16 protein-coding genes are annotated in these 14,051 nt (G+C 40.2%); 1 reads left to right on the forward strand and 15 read right to left on the reverse strand.

Going from position 1 to position 14,051, the window contains the following annotated elements:
- Positions 1 to 308: 308 nt before the first annotated feature.
- The 4 genes from VEB00_02345 to VEB00_02360 all read right to left on the reverse strand — a co-directional run bounded on the left by VEB00_02345 (position 309) and on the right by VEB00_02360 (position 3,572).
- Entirely contained in the window at positions 309 to 803 is a 495-nt protein-coding gene (locus VEB00_02345) for a GNAT family N-acetyltransferase (protein ID HYF81855.1), read from the reverse strand.
- A gap of 286 nt (positions 804 to 1,089) precedes the next feature.
- Positions 1,090 to 1,581 (reverse strand): GNAT family N-acetyltransferase, encoded by a 492-nt coding sequence (locus VEB00_02350; protein HYF81856.1) that lies wholly within the window; start codon positions 1,579 to 1,581, stop codon positions 1,090 to 1,092.
- Between the two features lie 351 nt (positions 1,582 to 1,932).
- Complete coding sequence (locus VEB00_02355) at positions 1,933 to 2,715, reverse strand: PHP domain-containing protein (GenBank protein HYF81857.1); 783 nt, start codon at positions 2,713 to 2,715, stop codon at positions 1,933 to 1,935.
- A 332-nt stretch (positions 2,716 to 3,047) separates the two neighbouring features.
- On the reverse strand, positions 3,048 to 3,572 hold the full coding sequence (locus tag VEB00_02360; protein ID HYF81858.1) for a 2'-5' RNA ligase family protein: 525 nt from the start codon (positions 3,570 to 3,572) through the stop codon (positions 3,048 to 3,050).
- Positions 3,573 to 4,143: 571 nt separating this feature from the next.
- Between VEB00_02360 and VEB00_02365 the strand changes: the two genes are divergently transcribed.
- Positions 4,144 to 4,719, forward strand: coding sequence for a LysM domain-containing protein (locus tag VEB00_02365; protein HYF81859.1), 576 nt, complete (start codon positions 4,144 to 4,146; stop codon positions 4,717 to 4,719).
- Between the two features lie 329 nt (positions 4,720 to 5,048).
- On the opposite strand, the gene VEB00_02370 is transcribed toward VEB00_02365, so the two are convergent.
- The 11 genes from VEB00_02370 to VEB00_02420 form a co-directional block, all read right to left on the reverse strand.
- Complete coding sequence (locus VEB00_02370; GenBank protein HYF81860.1) at positions 5,049 to 5,768, reverse strand: alpha/beta hydrolase; 720 nt, start codon at positions 5,766 to 5,768, stop codon at positions 5,049 to 5,051.
- A 267-nt stretch (positions 5,769 to 6,035) separates the two neighbouring features.
- Complete coding sequence (locus VEB00_02375) at positions 6,036 to 6,485, reverse strand: hypothetical protein (protein ID HYF81861.1); 450 nt, start codon at positions 6,483 to 6,485, stop codon at positions 6,036 to 6,038.
- A 396-nt stretch (positions 6,486 to 6,881) separates the two neighbouring features.
- On the reverse strand, positions 6,882 to 7,214 hold the full coding sequence (locus VEB00_02380) for a tetratricopeptide repeat protein (GenBank protein ID HYF81862.1): 333 nt from the start codon (positions 7,212 to 7,214) through the stop codon (positions 6,882 to 6,884).
- A gap of 253 nt (positions 7,215 to 7,467) precedes the next feature.
- Entirely contained in the window at positions 7,468 to 8,199 is a 732-nt protein-coding gene (locus VEB00_02385; GenBank protein HYF81863.1) for a TIM barrel protein, read from the reverse strand.
- Between the two features lie 257 nt (positions 8,200 to 8,456).
- Positions 8,457 to 9,146, reverse strand: a complete 690-nt coding sequence (locus tag VEB00_02390; protein HYF81864.1) for a DinB family protein — start codon at positions 9,144 to 9,146, stop codon at positions 8,457 to 8,459.
- 304 nt (positions 9,147 to 9,450) lie between these two features.
- Positions 9,451 to 9,909 (reverse strand): GNAT family N-acetyltransferase, encoded by a 459-nt coding sequence (locus VEB00_02395; GenBank protein ID HYF81865.1) that lies wholly within the window; start codon positions 9,907 to 9,909, stop codon positions 9,451 to 9,453.
- A gap of 341 nt (positions 9,910 to 10,250) precedes the next feature.
- Entirely contained in the window at positions 10,251 to 10,718 is a 468-nt protein-coding gene (locus VEB00_02400) for an NUDIX domain-containing protein (protein HYF81866.1), read from the reverse strand.
- A 463-nt stretch (positions 10,719 to 11,181) separates the two neighbouring features.
- Positions 11,182 to 11,649: a hypothetical protein gene (locus VEB00_02405; protein HYF81867.1), complete on the reverse strand. Its 468-nt coding sequence runs from the start codon at positions 11,647 to 11,649 to the stop codon at positions 11,182 to 11,184.
- A 339-nt stretch (positions 11,650 to 11,988) separates the two neighbouring features.
- Entirely contained in the window at positions 11,989 to 12,888 is a 900-nt protein-coding gene (locus tag VEB00_02410) for a hypothetical protein (GenBank protein HYF81868.1), read from the reverse strand.
- Between the two features lie 338 nt (positions 12,889 to 13,226).
- The gene (locus VEB00_02415) at positions 13,227 to 13,445 is read right to left on the reverse strand and encodes a hypothetical protein (GenBank protein ID HYF81869.1); all 219 of its coding nucleotides are present in this window, start codon (positions 13,443 to 13,445) and stop codon (positions 13,227 to 13,229) included.
- Positions 13,432 to 13,851, reverse strand: coding sequence for a hypothetical protein (locus VEB00_02420; protein HYF81870.1), 420 nt, complete (start codon positions 13,849 to 13,851; stop codon positions 13,432 to 13,434). Before VEB00_02420 ends, VEB00_02415 begins: the two co-directional genes overlap by 14 nt.
- Between the last annotated feature and the right edge of the window lie 200 nt (positions 13,852 to 14,051).

Raw genomic sequence — 14,051 nt, forward strand, 5'->3', positions numbered from 1 at the left:
AAATGCTCCAACGTAATACTTACACAATAAACGCATGGACGACGCGGCCTTTTGCCTCATCTGTCCGGTAACGGGTTCGCACTCACGACACCACTGAACCGGACCCACAGAGCCTTTCCCCTTGGCGGAGCTTCGTTCCCGGTGAAGGGGTGTGGTTGCTGACCTTCTCCAGAGCAATGGCTTCTTCAACCCAAGGCATGCCTGCTTCTTGCTTCTACCCTCTGTGCCGCAGCGTGAGTGTTGTGTTAAGTGATGTTCGGTGCCCCTAGCTTCAGCAGTTGGCATGGATGCCAACATCCCTAAAATAATTATCCTAACTTACTTCGCCAATCCGTCCAATTAATGTCTCTCCCTGGAAAGGCTACTCTCTCAAATGGCCATTCTTTAATCCAAGTCTTAACCATTTGATACAAATAGTCTTCCAACCCATTTGCAAGCTCACTTTGCCTTGCCCATAAGTATACCTCTGCATCATACTCTTCAGCTTCACTTGGGTTAATATATACACAACCTAAACAAATAGTCTCATCTAATGATACTACTGTATATGTGAAAGCTCGTCTATTTACAAAATCATCTTGATGCCTTTTCAAATCCCTCAAACATACTTCAACTGTCATGTCTTCTTCTGGCCATGTATCATCATCCATTGGGTCTAGTATACTTCTCAGGTATTCTCTGCTAGACATTACTGCTTCGTAGTCTTTCTCTACATCTTCTACCGTTAATATTCTTAGTCGAAACTTTTCTGCCTCAAGGCAACCCGGAATAATAAACCCATCGGGCACAAACTTATCTTTCATTATAAGCCCTCCTTATCTAGAATTATCTTAATAAATCCACGGCACGATGCCACGGTAATGCACCGAATGTCATTTAACGTCTCCGCACTCACGACTCCGAGACACTTAGAGCCACGTCTCTTAGTGTCGCAGGTGTGGTTGCCCTGCCCCTGCTCCGAAGCAAATCCATCCGGCAACCCAAGGCACGCATACTCCCTGCCCTTGCTATCGTGCCGCAGCGTGAGCGCATTGTTATATGGTGTCGACTGGTCTATTCGAAGGCTGTCATATTTTACAGCCTACCTTTTTAGAAATCTATCCCCTTCTCATATAAAGCAAACTCCCTCTCCCCAAGAATCCTCTTTCCAACTCTTATGAATCCAAGGCTCTCGTATAGCTTACAGAGAGGCTCCCTACCCCAACCAGTATCCAATCTCAAATATCTTATTCCTCGTTTCTTGCATTCAGCTGCTGCAAATTCAACCATCTTCCCAGCCAAACCTATTCCCGAAAACTTTCTTCTGACACAAAGCTTATGTATATAACCTGCTTCATTCCCTTTTGATTCTGGCCAAAACAAAGTGTCATGCCATTGAAGAATCATGCTGCAAGCATTTTCTTCTCCAATCTTACCAACACAGAAGTTCTCCTTCTTCACTCCAACTAATAAACTCTTTTTTGTCAAATCACTTACCTTCCACATGTTCATCCTATTGTCTTCACACCATTGTGCAACTTCTCTTAGTATGTCAATTGAAACGTCAACCTCACCTACAGTCACATTGAAATTATCAATCATAATCAAAATCATCCTCTCTATCTAAATAAACTGTTGTCGTTCTATACAACACTATTAATGTCCATCATCCGAACTACCCATTCGATATCATATAACGGTTTCGCACTCACGACGTCCCTGAACCGGACCCGCAGAGCTCTCCCCCCTGGAGGAGCTTCGCTCCCGGTAAAGGGGTGTGGTTGCCCTGCTCCCGCTCCGAAGCAAATGCATCCGGCAACCCAAGGCACGCACACTCCTTGCTCGTACCCGACGTGCCGCAGCGTGAGGGCATTGCTATATGATGTCACCTGCCCCACGAAGTAAGGAGCATCATTTATAAAGACATTCATGAATCTATATTCCTTATGCCTATCAATCCTCAATTAATTGCTGTAATTCAAAAATGTTCGCTCCCACATGTTCTGGCTTATGTGCATCAGATGCTGTCCTTATCTTTACATCATTTTCTTTGAATACCTCAAGCATAATCTTATTCAAGCCAAGTTCTGATAAACCATAATTCAGAGCTAATCCGCCGCTTTGCTCAGCATACATTTTTGACTTATTAAGCAAGTTAGCAATTTCTATGTATGTATCCCTCAAATTATATGATGGGTAGTATTGAAAACACTTTATTGAATCTGGATGGGCTACACCATCGAAGATCTCTGTTTTAATCAACTCTGCCATTATCTCATAGTATCTTCTGTATGCATTATCTGCATTGATATCTTTCCAGAACTCTGCTTTATGGTCAAAGCCCCAGCCATCAATATAATGTACCGACCCAGTTAAAAAATCAAATTTATATTCCTTCAAAATACTATCAAGTAGATCCGCTGTCTTTGGAATAAAACACACTTCCAAACCGAACTTAATCTTCAAATCATATTTTTTCTTCTTTGCTGATTCTATGAAACTTAGGTAATTTTCTATTGTCCCTCCCATTCTCGTTGTCAGCCAATCATGTTGATATAAATTAAAATTATCAACTGGCTCATACACCTTTCTGAACTCACTGAACTGATGAGTATGCTCAAGCAAGTAAATCTCATCCATTTTGGAATTGACTGCTGCAGACACTATTTTATCTAACAGTTCAAAGGTATATTTACCAGTAGTATTGTGAAGAAAATGAACATGTACATCTTCCAATATTTTTCCTCCCTATGCAAGCTATTACCACTTATAAATAAAGCTATGCTCATTCCGATCGTCTCAGAAGAATCTATGCAGGTGATATCATATAACGGTTCCGCACTCACAACACCACTGAACCGGACCCCGGAGCCTTTCCCTTAGGTGGAGCTTCGCTCCCGGTGAAGGAATGTGGCGAGCCCTTCTTCATGTCCGAACAACAGAGCCCTACTTCATGCTTCAACCCGCGAGCCCTTGTGTGAAGCCGTTGTTAGATGACGTTCACCGGCTTCTTGTTCAGAGAGTCACACGGACGTGACTCCCTTAAGCAAACCTAACATAGTGCTACATTACTTCAGTTCAATCTCCACAATTGACTTAACAGTATCATTATCATATACTGCAACATCCAAAGTTTTTATCGTTCCACATATATTTATATTACTTGAATTTATACTATCTACAAGCTTTTTACATATCCTTTTATCTTTTGAATTTGCTACACCAATGTGTGGTACAAATTGTATTTCAAGATATAATGTATCAAGTAGTACATCCGAGTATAACTTATCATGAAGCTTTACAATTTCACTATGTCCCTCATCTGGAACTAATAAAACATGCCAATATTCGTTAAATGCATTTTTGTTTATCACAGCACATCTAATACAAAAGTCGATAGGCTTAAAATCCTTTACTTTCTTAAATACTTCATCTTTAAATTCTTTCTCATCTTTACCAAATGTCGGAAATACAAATGTGAAATGTGGATAAACAATATTGTAATTTAATTCATCATGTTCTTTCCTAAAATCCTGTATCCAATTATAATCACTTTCTTTTATATCAAGTTTTCCTAATACTAGAAATGCCATCAAATCAACCTCCTTGGTTAAGCAATGTTTTAATTAAAATCTTCAGCGCCCTGCCCGTAAAATGAAGTACATGGATGTGCGTGCTTTTCGGTGCATGTCATCTAACGGTTCCGCACTCACGACGCCCCTGAGCCCTAAGGCGCCGGCCGAACCTTAGATAACTCCTATCTTAGGTTCGGCCAAGCCGGGTCATGCCTGACTTGGGCTCAGGGAGTGTGGGCGGCCCTTCCCAAAAATCCTGACTACGCCGCCCCCTGCAGGAATGCCTTGTTAGCTGATGTCGGACTCCCGTAATCCAAAGGCTGCCATGTACGGCAGACCCTTTAGATTACATTGCAACTATAGTTTCGCAATATATAGAAGATACACATTAGCACCTGCTAGTTAAATTAAACATAACCTTCTTTTAAGCTTGTTATTCTCAGCTTCAAACTCAACAATCCTTTTGATTTCAACATCCTTTCATAATTTAGTTATACAATCACGATTCGTATTCGTCAAAGTGGGAATTAGCACTTCTATTCAATTTATCACATATAATGTATCAGCAATTTTGTAAGGAGGTGATACTTTGAGTATTGATAAATTTACACGCGCGAAACATCCTGTCAAAGGAGATCAAATCCCGCGACCTCCCAAAAAATGTGACGGTCAACTTTATACTGTACAACCTAACCATACAGTCTTCAGTATTGCTCGCAAATTCGGAGTAACAGTTGAGGAGATTCTTGCTGCGAATCCACAGATCATAAACCGGGATATTATCTTTGTGGGTCAGGTAATATGCATCCCCACCAGGGCACCCAAACCTGTTTGTGATCTTCGTGTGCTTACACTAAGATTCCTGACAGAGGCTGGTCAACCACTGCCCGTAGTTGGCGGAGCTGTCCAGCTTAATAAACGTGTAATTGTACGACCCACATTCAATCGTCCGGTTTCCCGAGCCTTCTTTTTCCTGGAGCCTACCGGAACTGAAACCTGTGAACTTGCCAGTCTCATCGGTGTTGATTGTCCCAGTGCTGTTACTGGTGTAGCTGAGATACTTTGGCAGGTACCCCCAGGCACTTTGGGACGTGTTTTTGTTGTGGCATGCATTAATAGTTGCTGTGCGAAATCAGATGAGGTCCTTGTTGTCCGGAATTCTTGATAAATCACAGACGTAAGTCCATGGTACATGATCATTGTGCACTATTTTGTTTGCTGTCTATAACATAAAAGTCTTCTCGGCAATTATGCCTATAACTCTGTGCCATGGACGGCGCAGCCATAGTCCGATTTCAGCTAACGTCTCCGCACTCACGACACCACTGAACCGGACCCCAGAGCCCTCCTCCCTGGTGGAGCTTCGCTCCCGGTGAAGGGGTGTGGTTGCTGCCCTTCTTCAGAGCAATGGCTTCTGCAACCCAAGGCACGCACGCCTCTTGCTTCTGCCCTTCGTGCCGCAGCGTGAGCGCTTTGTTAGGCGACGGAATTATTCTAGACTAATTCATCCAACAAACTTAAGAAAGTATTAATTGTCTCAATAAAACGGTCAAAATCATCAACCAGAATACGATGACCTGCATTTTCAAATACTTCTACTCTACAATTACTAATATTATTTAAATATACCTCAACTGCTTCATCTGTTAATTGTGAGGAATCTTTCATACCCCTCATAACTAATGTTGGACATTCAATTACATGAAGCAAATTGCTAAAATCAACTTGCTTAGACTCTCGTTCGATACCAAGAATGGCAGCATACTTAATATTAGTATCTGGGAAAACGTTAAAAAATCCGTCAGCCCAACCTTCAGTCATCTTCTTATGTAGAGCTGGATATTCTTCTATAATTAGTCCTTTAATTTTCATATTATTATGTATAGCATAATCAATTGTATAAGAGACCCCTCTTGAGTATCCCAAAAGGTAAAAATTCTCCAATCCAAGGTGGATTATCACAGATTCTATGTCACTCACATGGTCTTCTAATGAATAGCCATTCTCAGGGCAATCGCTCTTACCACGTCCACGGAATGATAAAACAATACATCTTCTAGGTGCTAATACGTGCATAAGGTTTGTATAGTCTTCTGCTGATTCGGATAGACCAGAGCAAATAAATAAGGGTGTAAGGTTGCCTTCACTTTCATAACTTTCTAGATAGTGAATCATTACTCCTTTGTTATCGACCCAACCTTCTCTTATAATCATAATTCCACCTACTTTACTATAATTTCATTAATCCCTCTGTCGCCTAACGGTTTCGCACTCACGACACCACTGAACCGGACCCCAGAGCCTGTCCGTCTGGCGGAGCTCCGCTCCCGGTGAAGGGGTGTGGTTGCTGCTCGCACCCCAAAGCAATGGCTTCTGCAACCCAAGGCACGCATGCTCCTTGCTCTTTCCCTCCCGTGCCGCAGCGTGAGGGCATTGTTAGGCGAAGTTATCAGATGACTTTATAATCTTAAGGTTTTATATCTACTTTCTTATTAGTTCAAGTTCAGCACTTGCCGGATTCGCCTCACATACACAACATATTGTTATGAAAAAGCCAGTCATCTTATTTTTATAATTTGATACTCGTAATAGTGCTGAACCATACTGATGATGTTCTTGACTTCTGCTTTCCCATTCAAATTGAAAAATTCCACTAGGCGTTATTTTACCTACAACTTTATCCTCACTTATTAATTTTTCATCATTATATGTTCTACAAGCACCCTTAACCCTTGAACCGAATTGTGTAAGTTCCATGAATTCTTTATCTTCTGGACTTACTTCATTGTTATATATAACTTGCCATTTCCCTGAGATATTAGGATAAACACGGAATAAAACTAAATTAGCAAGGTTTTGAAGTTGTGACTTAAAAATATAAATAATAATTGCTGCTACTATTGAACTCATTACACCTAATAAAAAATCCATATAGACCCCCTAGTAAAATTTTTAAACTTCTTATAAGAAAATAACTAATCTGCCACAATGTCGCCTAACGGTTCCTCACTCACGACACCACTGAACCGGACCTCGGAGTCCTACTCCTTGGCGGAGCATCGCTCCCGGTGAAGGGGTGTGGTTGCTGCCCTTCTACAGAGCAATGGCTCCTGCAACCCAAGGCATGCTCGCTCACTGTCCTAGCCCTAAGTGCCGCAGCGTGAGTGAATTGTTAGGTGTAGTGTGGTGTCCCTAGCTTCAGCAGCTGCCATGGACGGCAGCTACCCAGATTATATAATTATAAATTTTCTTTTCATTATCTATTTATTTCTAACAAACCCGAGAACCTCAATAATAATCAAATAAAAGTAAAAACTAAAAGATAATTCAAATCCGATTTATCCGTTTAATATCTTTAATTCTGCTCATAGCTAACTGCCTATAATACTTAATCCAATCGTTTTCTTGTTCAGTCAAGCTTTGCTGTTTATCACAGTAATTAATGAACTCAGCAAATGCCGCTTCTGCATTTGAATATTTTTTCTCATGAAACCAATTATCAGCAACCTCAAATAAGGCTTTAAACCTTAAGTAGTGATTTGGATTATCATCAAAAAACTTCTTATACAAGTTTCGCGAGTTATAATAATCTCTTGCTTTCTGAAGTTCTTGGGCTATGACTAAGATTTTTGGAATGTCAACATTTAGATTCTTATGCATAAGCACCTCTATTTATCTATTCTCTCCGTCAATCTCCGCCACGGATGGCGGAAAAGACACCACATTGCACCTAACGTCCCCGTGTTTGCGACGGCTCTGAACCGGACCTCAAAGCCCCACCCCCTGGCGGTGCTCGCCACTCGGTGAAGAGTCGTGGTGCGCTCACTTCATGCCTATCCTCAAGAGATTAGCTCCGTGCCTTTACTCTACGCACCCAGAGCGCAAACACGTTGTTATATGTCGTACCCACTTCTTACCTTGTTGATAGTAGACCCTTAATAATGTCCCTAGAATTAATTATATCCTCATCACTTTGTATTACTTCTAATACTATCTTTCCAGAGAATTCATGCAGAATCTCATTGAAAACACGACCATAATCTATTTCACCTTGACCAACTGGTAAGTGCTCATGTATAACATCGAAGTGTTTATCTGCAACGTGCAATACCTTTGGTTTCTTAATCGTGACAATATCTTTGAGATGTTTATAGCTTTCCATATGAGCTACATCAAGAATAAACTCAAGCCCCGGATTCTTTTCAAACATGATACTAATCTCTTGGGGCGTATTGAAAATTGGGTCTATCTTACTATTATTCTCAAGGTATAGCGTAATGCCCTTATCACCGAGCATGTTCAAAGCAAATGATACTTGGTTAGCTAGCTTATGTATGGTCATTTCAGTAATCACTTCGCTTTCACATATTGGATGGATTATTACTTCCTTCTGATTAAGATAGCCAAGTAAGTCCATGACCTTTGGGACATGCTCTTGAAATTCATTAATGTCAAGTACAGCGTGAATTATCGTTGGAAAGCCATGGTATTTGATGACTTTCTCTTTCGGGGATGTATCTTTACTTAACGCTATCCCATTACGATCATACCAAACTTGCATGAAATCAAATCCATGGCGTATTGCGAAAGCAACTTCATCTTCATACTTATTAAAATATCTCGCTAAACATCCTATCTGCACCATTTTTCATTCTCCTTGCTCGTACCCTGGTACTTTAATTAGAAGTGGGTATGTCATATAACGGTTTCGCACTCACGACACCACTGAACCGGACCACGGAGTCCTTCCCCATGGCGGTGCTTGTCACCCGGTGAAGGGGTGTGGCAGCGCCCAAAGCACGCCTGCATCTTGCTTCCGCCTGCTGTGCCGCAGCGTGAGCGTATTGTTAGCTGATGGCTCATGCCCCACAGAGACTCACCCTATTAATCAAAGTAGACTCTCTATTTATGCTTTATATTAGCTTTGCTCTTGGCACTTAAAGATTCATTTATATGTACGGTATGGTGGCGTGTAGCTGGCATTAACAAAATTCCAGCTACATTCTTCTTGCCCCAAAAATCTACAAGCCAACTTGCTGCTTCATGTCTTGAAACTGCGCCGATATCAAAAATCTTATTAAGTGTTATATCATCAAACTTTCTCTTAAGATCAGTTGGCTTTAATCCTTGAATAATCTCTCTGGTTCTTCTACCTACAGTTATTCTATAATTGTGTAATTCTTGCATGTTGATATTTTTACTAAACTCCAATATTTCACCGACATTCATAGCATTTCCGGTATCATATATACTTGACTTTATTCTTACAAGCCAATTATCTGAATCAATAACCTGATTACTACCAGCAACTATTATATTCATTGTAATATCTTCTATTCGAGTTGAATGCCACATCCCGTATGCGACAGTGCGTCCTTTCACCCCAACTGCGGTTCTAAATGTTGTATCGTCTAGGTCTTTCCATAATTCATCTTCAAATGTCTCGACATTTGTTCCGCTCATTTCTGATGAATGCACCATGGAATGCTGTTCTAAGCATATTTTCATAGCTTCATAAAACTTATCAGGCTTTAACAATATCTCTCTTAAATGAGTCTGCTGTGCATTCCATAAAGACCTTCTACTATCCATCTATATTCCTCCCCTTGGTTTTTTTATCTCACAATCTATAGCTTATTTGGCATGAGCTGTCAGCTAACGGTTTCGCACTCACGGCACCACTAAACCGGACCCGCAAAGCCCTCCTCCCTGGCGGAGCTTCGCTCCCGGTGAAGGGGTGTGGTTGCTGCCCTTCTCCAGAGAAAATGCTTCTGCAACCCAAGGCACGGCCTGTTGCTTGCTCTTTCCTATCGTGCCGTAGCGTGAGGGCATTGTTAGCTGTAGTCGAATGCCCCGTGAAGACATGCCTTAATAATGTTCTACCAATAGAAACTCTTTAGTACGTATTTCTAATTACCCACTCGTAACGACATTTCTTCTGTTCATCTACTGAAAATGCATCAGACGTTTCAGGTATATCCACTATTTCTATTAACTTCGCTCCAATAATCTCACAGGTTCTTTTGGATGCATAATTATCGGGATTGCAAGTTATTACTAGCTTCTCCATTCCAAGGTCATTTGCAACTTTTTTGACTAAATTACATGCTTTTGATGCGAATTTATTACCTCTAAATGCTTCATTTATGCCATATCCAATGTGTCCAATATACCTAACAATTTTTTCTGTATCTTTTAGTCTTAGATTAATATAGCCAATCTTCTCCCCTGTTTTATTCAGTAGTATGCTAAATTTAAATACTGGAACAAACCCTTTAGTAGAATCTCCAGGATACTTTTCATAAAGTACAATATCAATTTCTCCATCACTTAAATCATCATATTCTACGTTCATTGAAATAACCTCCAATTACTTAATTTATAGCACTTCTTAGAAGAATTGCTTCAAAATGAATATGCTATGCGTCCGATTACAGCTAACGGTCTCCCACTCACGACGTCCCTGAACCGGACCCCGAAGCTTGTCCCTCTGGTGGAGCTCCGCTCCCGGTGAAGGAGTGTGGTTGCCCTGCCCCCGCTCCAAATCAAATGCATCCGGCAACCCAAGGCACACATTCTCCCTGCTCCAACCCACCGTGCCGCAGCGTGAGGGCATTGTTATCGGATGCTACACGCCCCTCGGAGCCGAAGCTGACATGGAGGTCAGCTCCTTAATTATTCCGTACCATACATATCCTAAATATTCTTTATGCTTGCATACCTTTCCACTAGACTCTGTATCACTGGTTTTACTGGAGGGCTTATCTCTCTAGGAAGATCATCAATACTGAAAAACTTAAAACCGTTGCTCTCATCATTTGAGTTTGCTTCTCCATAGTATTTGCTTGTCATAAATACAATGTCAATGTTATATACTTCATCACCATTTGGATACTTATAATACAATTCCTCTCCTGAGAATATATCAAACAAATCTAATGCTTCTACTTTTAATCCAGTCTCTTCATATACTTCTCTTCGTGCGGCATCTTCTACCTTTTCACCAGGTTCAATTGACCCACCTGGGAAACACCAGCAGTCATTATCTGTCCTATGAAGCATTAACACCTTTCCTTCAACTCCAAAGATGATTACACTTGCTCCACATTGGAGTAAAGGTCTATGTCCAACTATTTCTCTCAAGCTCTTTATGTATCCAGTCATTTGTTATCCTTCCATTCTGTTCAACATATTTAAGTAGATATCACAGTTGTATAATACCTTATAGAAAGATTTCAACAAATTCGGGCATGGACGCCCGGTTCTGCGTGTAGTGTCGCTAACGTCTCCGCACTCACGACACCACTGAACCGGACCCTCAAAGCCTCTCTCCATGGCGGAGCTTTGCTCCCGGTGAAGGGGTGTGGTTGCCCTGCCCCCGCTCCAAATCAAATGCATCCGGCAACCCAAGGCACGATTACTTCTTCCTCTTACCCTCCCGTGCCGCAGCGTGAGGGCATTGTTAGCTGATGGATAATGCCCTGCAACGCTTAGCTCAATCATCTTTATATACCGCTTCCGGTACCCGGGACCTGACATGAGTCGCTTGTGTAAATATTGTCTCTCTTGGGTTAAAATCTCTACCAAACTCCGCATAGGAGTTTGAACCTTATAGGAAAATAGCATATTACCTTAACAATTTATATATATACATAATAATCTCTGTACCGTTTGCTGTATTATCTACATACGAACCAATCCACACATTATCTGAAGAAACATACAATCTCCAATTAGTTTTGTTTCCATCTTTTTTATATATGGTATATTGGTACTTAACATCATCACTAATTGAAGTATAAACATCAGATAATGTAGATAAATCGTTTTTGATTTCTTCTTTCACATAATTAGGAGAACTGATTTCAACAGTATTATCTGAAGTTTCAATTTTGAATAAATCTGCTTCAATGGTATACTTAGTCCCTGCCATTCGTTCACTCATATAGTTAATAGTGGAAGATGATAAAAGTGATAAATAGCTTACTTCCTCAAATGTGTATGTGCCATAGAAATCCCGTTTATCACTATTTCTGCTACAAGATAAACAAAATAATAAAATTAATCCAGCTATAATTATAAATACTCTTCTCATAATTCAACCACCTTACAAGAGATAAAAAATTCTTGTTTTTCATTATTCTGCTGTTGTACAATTTAAGAATATACTTCTTACATAAATCAATCTGCATTATCTGTCAGCTAACGGCCGCGCACTCACGACGTCCCTGAACCGGACCCCGAAGCTTGTCCCTCTGGTGGAGCTCCGCTCCCGGTGAAGGGATGTATATCAAAGATTTATCCGAAAGCTACTCTTTAACTTACCACACATTATAGGCTTAACCCACGTGAGTGCCGTATTCTGTGAAGTGGCAGGTCCCACAGCGCTTAGCAGCCATGGACGGCTGCTCCCCCAGCAGATAACTTGCTATTTTTACTGTTCTTTTTCTCTAAATGATACTGAAAAATACGGTAATTGATTTGGTAAAACATTCTTTTTAACCGTATACTCTTTAGTTATGTCTTTAATACCAACTGTAAGATAAGTTTTGTTATCTTTCTGGCTTATTTCTAGCGATGAAATAAATTGATTCCCTTCTACATTTATCTTTTTCCGGTTCTTAAATTTACTCCCTATTTGATCTGTAGTAAGTTCAAAAATCATTTGATTCTTTTCCTTGTCATAGGTTGTTGTAGTCGGAGGTATATCTGTAGCAGCAGTATAAAATTCCATATCATTACTATTTCTAGGTTCAAACAATGCCTCAAAACCATTGAGGGTTACAATGATATCTGATAGAACAGCATGTTCTTTACTCCCTGATTTTACTGAATAAGATAAATCAAAATATTTTTCTTCACTAAATGAGGCAAAATCATCATCTGCCTTCAATTCATTTTTTGTTCTTATATTGTTAATGAGATGTGGAAAATTACCGTAAATGCTCTCGCTATTCTTACCACTTGATAAAAAAATGAAGTAATTTTCATTTACCACTTTCTCTAAAGTCACATATTCAAACCCTGATTGTATTGTATCCATATCGCCTGTTTCTAAATTGTAAACATCAAATCTATCAGCAAAAGTTTCCTTTTGTGATTGAACAAGTACCCATTCTTTACCGATATTTTGGATGCTCTTTATCTTAACATCTGAATCTGTATACTTCCCTTTAACCTCGTCCAAAGTTAGTTTCGGAACACTTTCATTAGTACTTGTTTGCTCGGTATTGACCTTATTATCTGACTTGCTTGATTCTGGTGTACAACCAATTAAAAAAGTATTAATTGATAGTAACAGTAGAACCATAAGAGCTGAAATTACTTTTCTCATTTAAAATCCCCCCCCCAATTCATTATGCAGTTTAATATATATTCACTAACTGCTAATATGATAATTACTATTTAAAGTAATTTATCGAAAGGCGCATGGAGGCGCCGTACTTTTCCTGCCATTTTACAGCTAACGGTTTCGCACTCACGACACCACTGAACCGGACACACAGAGCCAATCCCACTAGCGGAGCTTCGCTCCCGGTAAAGAGGTGTGGTTGCCCTGACCCTACTTCGTAGCAAATGCATCCGGCAACCCAAGGCACGCACACTTCTTGCCTCCGCCCTACGTGCCGCAGCTTGAGTGCTTTGTTAGGCGACGTTATTGACCCTAGCAATTTATTTTTTCTTCTTCTTTTTGATACACATACTGTAAAATTCAAAATATGACTTCATAGTTTCATAACACTTTTCACATAAAATATGAATGTCATCCGTACCAGCATCATTCAACGCTTTTTTAATTTCTTCGGTTCTCGGATGCAAAATAAATTCATATTCAACTTTTTCAGCAACTACATCTTTTATTTCTTCACCGTTCTCATCATATGCTATCAAAGTCATTTTTTTGAGGAATATGTTCTGAAAACGGATCGCCTAATCCCCAAATAACTTGTGGAATAATATACCCATTATATTCATTTCCCTCTTCATCATCTAGTACTTCAGCAATATAATACTGACTTTCACGAACGTTAATTACCACTGGGAACTCATGGTAGTCAGAACGTCTTAGCTTTTTAAATAGTTTAGTGGTATTATCCCACTTATCAAATTTGACAGCTTCCCAATCCTCACCTGTATGAGATTTATATTCTTTTCTCATAGTTTCAGTCAACTGTTGCGCTAAAGTCAAAAAACGCGCAAATGCTCTTCTAACTGAAACTGGTGAGTTTCTATTATTTTGTAATTCTTTCAGGGAATCGGTTAAATCCCCAAAGGTCATCTGAGAATCACTAATCATAAATCTATAACTCCCTTGTAAGTAAATAATGTCGTCTAACGTCCAGTATCTCCAACGTTACTGAACCGGACCCATAAGGAATACCTCTTGGCGGTGCTTGCACCCGGTGAAGCAATGTGGCGCGCCCACTTCATGCCTTCTCTCCAGAGTCCTGCTACATGCTCCATCCCCACGCGCCCTCGTGGAGATATAATGTTAGA

Source organism: Clostridia bacterium (assembly GCA_035628995.1).
GTDB lineage: Bacteria > Bacillota > Clostridia > Lutisporales > Lutisporaceae > BRH-c25.

What these genes read in the sequence shown, in the direction of transcription:
- VEB00_02370 (HYF81860.1), bottom strand. Translation starts at nt 5,768, where the DNA reads ATGATTATAAGAGAAGGTTGGGTCGATAACAAAGGAGTAATGATTCAC.
- VEB00_02400 (HYF81866.1), bottom strand. Translation starts at nt 10,718, where the DNA reads ATGACTGGATACATAAAGAGCTTGAGAGAAATAGTTGGACATAGACCT.
- VEB00_02350 (HYF81856.1), bottom strand. Translation starts at nt 1,581, where the DNA reads ATGATTGATAATTTCAATGTGACTGTAGGTGAGGTTGACGTTTCAATT.
- VEB00_02380 (HYF81862.1), bottom strand. Translation starts at nt 7,214, where the DNA reads ATGCATAAGAATCTAAATGTTGACATTCCAAAAATCTTAGTCATAGCC.
- VEB00_02410 (HYF81868.1), bottom strand. Translation starts at nt 12,888, where the DNA reads ATGAGAAAAGTAATTTCAGCTCTTATGGTTCTACTGTTACTATCAATT.
- VEB00_02420 (HYF81870.1), bottom strand. Translation starts at nt 13,851, where the DNA reads ATGATTAGTGATTCTCAGATGACCTTTGGGGATTTAACCGATTCCCTG.
- VEB00_02385 (HYF81863.1), bottom strand. Translation starts at nt 8,199, where the DNA reads ATGGTGCAGATAGGATGTTTAGCGAGATATTTTAATAAGTATGAAGAT.
- VEB00_02390 (HYF81864.1), bottom strand. Translation starts at nt 9,146, where the DNA reads ATGGATAGTAGAAGGTCTTTATGGAATGCACAGCAGACTCATTTAAGA.
- VEB00_02395 (HYF81865.1), bottom strand. Translation starts at nt 9,909, where the DNA reads ATGAACGTAGAATATGATGATTTAAGTGATGGAGAAATTGATATTGTA.
- VEB00_02345 (HYF81855.1), bottom strand. Translation starts at nt 803, where the DNA reads ATGAAAGATAAGTTTGTGCCCGATGGGTTTATTATTCCGGGTTGCCTT.
- VEB00_02375 (HYF81861.1), bottom strand. Translation starts at nt 6,485, where the DNA reads ATGGATTTTTTATTAGGTGTAATGAGTTCAATAGTAGCAGCAATTATT.
- VEB00_02360 (HYF81858.1), bottom strand. Translation starts at nt 3,572, where the DNA reads ATGGCATTTCTAGTATTAGGAAAACTTGATATAAAAGAAAGTGATTAT.
- VEB00_02405 (HYF81867.1), bottom strand. Translation starts at nt 11,649, where the DNA reads ATGAGAAGAGTATTTATAATTATAGCTGGATTAATTTTATTATTTTGT.